This window comes from [Phormidium] sp. LEGE 05292 (assembly GCF_015207735.1).
In the GTDB taxonomy this organism is placed as follows: Bacteria; Cyanobacteriota; Cyanobacteriia; order Cyanobacteriales; family Aerosakkonemataceae; genus Floridanema.
The window spans coordinates 1-5249 of sequence record NZ_JADEWG010000260.1; the positions used below are offsets into that span (position 1 = coordinate 1).

4 protein-coding genes are annotated in these 5249 nt (G+C 37.1%); 2 read left to right on the forward strand and 2 right to left on the reverse strand.

The window, feature by feature from the left end; genetic code table 11:
• A partial coding sequence (gene ovoA, locus IQ264_RS31415; RefSeq protein WP_322744842.1) for a 5-histidylcysteine sulfoxide synthase occupies window positions 1-1456 on the forward strand: 1456 nt, incomplete at its 5' end.
• A gap of 161 nt (window positions 1457-1617) precedes the next feature.
• Here ovoA and IQ264_RS31420 read toward each other — a convergent pair.
• Together IQ264_RS31420 and IQ264_RS31425 are read right to left on the reverse strand one after the other, a co-directional pair.
• A complete protein-coding gene (locus IQ264_RS31420) occupies window positions 1618-3147 on the reverse strand; it encodes a glycine betaine ABC transporter substrate-binding protein (protein WP_193986471.1) in 1530 nt (509 codons plus the stop codon).
• Window positions 3148-3167: 20 nt separating this feature from the next.
• A complete protein-coding gene (locus IQ264_RS31425) occupies window positions 3168-4277 on the reverse strand; it encodes a class I SAM-dependent methyltransferase (protein WP_193986473.1) in 1110 nt (369 codons plus the stop codon).
• A gap of 440 nt (window positions 4278-4717) precedes the next feature.
• Between IQ264_RS31425 and IQ264_RS31430 the strand changes: the two genes are divergently transcribed.
• Complete coding sequence (locus IQ264_RS31430; protein WP_193986475.1) at window positions 4718-5212, forward strand: DUF427 domain-containing protein; 495 nt, start codon at window positions 4718-4720, stop codon at window positions 5210-5212.
• Window positions 5213-5249 lie beyond the last annotated feature (37 nt).

Consider the following 5249-nt stretch of genomic DNA (forward strand, 5'->3'; position numbering starts at 1 on the left):
CCATTCCCCCATTCCCCTTGTCCCTGTTCTCTTACTTCACCAAAATACCCCATCTTTCTGCCACGCTGCATCAGTACCCCAAACCATTAAAAAAATCAAAGATTTAACAATGAATACTCTGAAATTTCAACCACCAATCCAACTAAATACTTGTAGCAGAGAAGAAATATTCAGTTACTTTCAAAACGCCTGGGAATTGGAAGATTTGCTGATGAAAAGCATAGTTGGAGAAGAGACTTTATATCTTAATCCAGATTCTTTAAGAAACCCGCTAATTTTTTACTTAGGTCATGCAGCAGGTTTTTATCTCAACAAATTAATGATGGTGAATTTGTTAGAAAAAAGTCTTAATCCAGATTACGAATTGATATTTGGAGTAGGAGTCGATCCGCAAAATCCAGATGAACTGAATGCAGCAATTTCTCATATTAAATGGCCGAATTTAGCAGAAGTTTGGGAATATCGTCACCAAGCTTATGAAATCGTTTCAGAAGTGATTAAAAGCACGCCACTTAATCTCCCAATTCATCAAAATCATCCCCTTTGGGCGTTGATAATGGGAATTGAACATCAGCGGATTCATTTTGAAACTTCTTCTATGCTAATTCGACAACTTCCTGTAGAGAAAGTTGCACGTCCTGAAAATTGGCAATATGCACCTTTTAATGGTGACATTTCCCATAATGAAATGATCGAAGTTTCAGGTGGGATAGTTGAACTTGGTAAACCAGAAGATTTCCCGCTTTATGGTTGGGATTGCGATCATGGTTATCGTCAAGTTAAGGTTGAACCATTCGCTGCCAGTAAGTATATGATAACCAATGCAGAATTTCGGGAATTTGTTAATGCTGGTGGCTACGAGAATCAAGATTTTTGGGATGAAGAATCTTGGGGTTGGAAAATTGAATATAACGTCAAACATCCCAAATTTTGGATACCTAGCAATGGTGGTTACAAATATCGAGCAATGTTTGATGAAATTGAACTGCCTTTAGATTGGCCAGTGGAAGTAAATCATTATGAAGCAATGGCTTATTGTCGGTGGAAAGGTGAGAACATTCGCTTAATGAGTGAAGCAGAATGGCATTTAGCAACTTATGGAATTGATGCTAACGGAAAAACTTCTGGATTGGATAGAATGAATGATTTCAATCTTAATTTAAAATTTGGTTCACCTAGCCCAGTTGGTATCTTAAAACAAGCCGAAACTCATTCTGGATTGTACGATTTACGGGGTAATGTTTGGGAATGGTTGAATGATGATTTTAACCCATTGCCCGGATTTAAAACCCATTGTCTTTATGAAGACAACTCAGCACCCTTTTTTGATAACCAACATAAGATGATGTTGGGTGGTGCTTGGGCGACAAATGGAACAGAGGCGTTAAGGTTTTATCGCAATTGGTTTCGTCCCCATTTTTATCAACACGCTGGTTTTAGAATTGCTCAAAACTAGCAAAGTTAGTGGTAGACAGACAAGATAGCTGTCTTACAGTTTCCTAACGATCGAGTGGCAAAGTATAGAACAAAAGTACAATTTTGTTTATTTGGAAGAACACGCTATTCCCGATCGCTTGTTCGCTCAACTAAAAGATCAGTTTTAAAAAGAAATGCAGCTTAAAGTTTTTTAGATTTTAGCCACGCACGGGCAACTTCTTCAACTGGACGAGATTGATTATCTACTTGATAATTCATCTTTTGCATTTCTTCTGTTGTAATTAACCCAGCTAATTCATTAATTACCTCTCGTAATTCTGGATATTTTTTCAGAATTTCTTGATTAAAAACCGGGATAGCTTCATAAGGAGGGAAATACTTTTTGTCATCTTCTAAAACCACTAAATCCAGCACAGGAATTAAGCCATCTGTAGCATTTGCTGCAACAAAATCTACTTGCTTTTCTTTTAAAGCTTGATACATTAATCCTAACTCCATCTGTTTAGGAGGTTTGGTAAATTTGAAGCCATAAGTCTTAATTAACCCTTCATAACCGTCTTTTCTTTCCAGAAATTCATACCAAAATCCGGCTTGCCATTGGGGAGTATATTTAGCTGCTTCGGAAAGAGTTTTGATTTTTAAACGTCTAGCATCTTCTCCACGAATAATCATCGCGTAGGTACTGTTAAATCCCAAACGCTTCATGACTTCTAACTTGAATTTTTGGTCGTATTCTTGTTTGACTTTTTGATAAACAAGTTCAGGATTTTTGATTGGCTCCTGTTTTAAGATAGCTGTCAATGCTGTTCCTGTGTATTCTACATAGCCTGCTATTTTCCCAGCTTTTACAGCTTCATGAACGATATAAGTTCCTCCTAAGTTGAAGCGTCGATCGACTTTTAGTTTGGTGCGGGATTCAATGTGTTGAGCGAGAATTTCTCCCAAAATATATTGTTCGGTGAAGTTTTTACCACCGATAACAATTGTTGGTGCTGTTGGTCGGTAAACCAAGACAACTAATCCTAATATGATTACCAATAATATGCCGGAAGCAACAGCAATTTGACGACCAAAATTTTCTTTTCTTTCTCTATGTTGCGTGAGTTGCTTTTCTAACCATCCCAAGAAAAAATCCGCCCCTAAAGCAATTAAAGCAGCAGGTATTGCTCCTGCTAGAATTAACTGATTGTTAACTGTAGCAATACCGCGAAAAATGAATACTCCTAATCCGCCACCACCGATCGCAGCTGCAATAGTGGCAACTCCCACACAAATAACTGTTGCTACTCTAACTCCTGCTAAAATTACTCCTAAAGCTAAGGGAATTTCTACTTGCAACAGCAATTCTCTGTCTGTCATTCCCATCCCTATTCCGGCTTCTCGAATTGCTGGATCGACGCTATTAATGCCGATATAAGTATTACGAATCAAGGGGAGTAAAGCGTATAAAATTAAGGCGACAATGGCAGGAGTTGTACCAATTCCTCCGAGAAATGGTACAGAAATTAGGAAGCCGAAAATTGCTAAACTGGGAATAGTTTGAATGGCGTTAGCAACAACGAGAATGGGTTGGGCAATTTTCGGTTGGCGAGCGATCAGGATGCCTAAAGGAATGCCGATCGAGGTTGCTACTGTCATGGCGATCGCTACTAAAATTAAATGTTCGCCCATACGGAGGAGAATTTCTGGGCCATATTGAGTAAAAAACATTCTTTTTTGCTAATATCAGTCTATTTGGTTGCCTCGATACAAACAGTAACTGGGTAATCTGGATGATAAGCATCTAGTTCTTCAATAGTCAATTCTTGGTGAGATATGCCATACAAAGAAGCTGTTACACTCATGGCATTACCATAAGAATAAATTTCGTGTTTGGAGAAGTTTCTCAACATCCAAGTAAAAGCGTTAGGCAGAGGTCGCCAATAATCTGTGGGGTCAGCATGAATTCTCACGCCAACTGGAGTCGCAGCAAAACACTTACCACCCGGTTTTAACCAGGTATAAATATTTTCTATTACTATCCAAGGAGCATAGCAATGTTCTAGAACATTAAAGAGAAGAATTGTATCACAAGATTCAGGTTCAACTAAATTCACATCATGAACATCTCCGACTATATCTACTTCTGGCAATGCTTTTATATTAAGATTTCGGTATGAGCAGTCATCACTTAATTCATAAGTTTCTTTAGCTTGTGGCCCAGCCCCGATTTCCAGAATATTACCAACAATTTCTGGTTTAATTTTCTCAATAAATTTATTAACATAATATTTGTCAATTGGTTCTCCTCTTAAATAACCATAGAATTGACACATCGGGTTAGTTCTTTTCAAGTCACCCCAATTTAGAGAATTATTAGCAACAGACAATAAACCAATTTTTTCTAAGTTAATAACTAGTTTTCTAAAATCATCTAAGCTGTTGATTTCTTCTAAATCATTCTTTAGTGAAAAAGGTAAAAATAATTGTGCTAAAACTTGATAATTACCTTGACTTAACATGGCTATCTGAAAAGTTTCTTTTTCATCAAAAAAACTATTAAAGCCTTTTTTCAAAATTGCTAAATTGGCAGCACTTAACACTACTAAAGTTTGCTCAGAAATGAGAGATTGATAAGGCTGGAGTTTTGGTGTAACTTGAGTAATGATTGGGCTTAATTTTAATTTTTCAAAAATATTATAGGCTGATTCAATATCATGTTGATGAACAAATATCTCTAGAACTATTAACCAAGATTTATTCGCAATAAGTTCGGGAGGACGTGGACTAGCTTGAAATACAGCATAAACTTGGGAGTTCTCTACTTTTAAAAAGGCATTTGGAATATACTGTTTAGTCATAAATTTAACTTAAACTCCGATAATTTTTACTCTATTAACTTAATCCTGATAATTTGGCGATTATATACCAAGATTTTGCTTTATATTAGGATTCCATTAAAAACTTACCTTGTTTGGTGGTGGGTGTCAACTGGCGATCGCTCCTAAACTGCTAGGCATTTAAATTTAATATATAGGCTGATGGGGAGATGGGAAGAGGGATTGACAGTTTTTGCCTCACGCCTAAAATATGCAATTTAGATGCGCTTTAGCTTAAAACTAAATGTTCGCTGACGCAAAGTAGAATTTCTGGGACGGATTATTTTTGTATTTTAATAAATTAGTTTATATTAATAAGTGCTACTCATTTTGAGAGTAGTATACAGTACATGGTAACTGCATTAGCTACGTTGTGCGATCGCCTAATAACCCAACTTCATTAAATCAGAAAATCATTCACTATGAGACCAAATCGAATCCCACCAAAACCCGGTCAAGAATCAGTTTGGGATTACCCTCGTCCGGCACTCTTAGAAGATACCAATAAACATCTGAAGGTAATTTGTAATGGCATTGTTTTAGCCGAAACTAATAAAGGCAAAAGAGTCTTAGAAACCAGTCATCCTCCTACTTATTACTTCCCCCCTGAAGATATTAAACTAGAACACCTGATCGGCACATCTACAAAAGGGTTGTGTGAATGGAAAGGGTACTGGCAATATTACGATGTCAGCATTGGTGATAAATATATAAATCATGCTGCTTGGCGAGTTTTTCAGCCTACCCCCGGTTTTGAATCAATTCAAGAATACTATGGATTTAATGCCAATTTAATGGATGCTTGCTATGTGAATGATGAGTTAGTCACACCGCAAGCAGGTGATTTTTATGGAGGATGGATTACTGCTGATATTGTTGGGCCTTTTAAAGGTGGCCCTGGTACATGGGGATGGTGAATTATTAGTCTTTTAAATTGCTAGTTGAGGGGGCAGG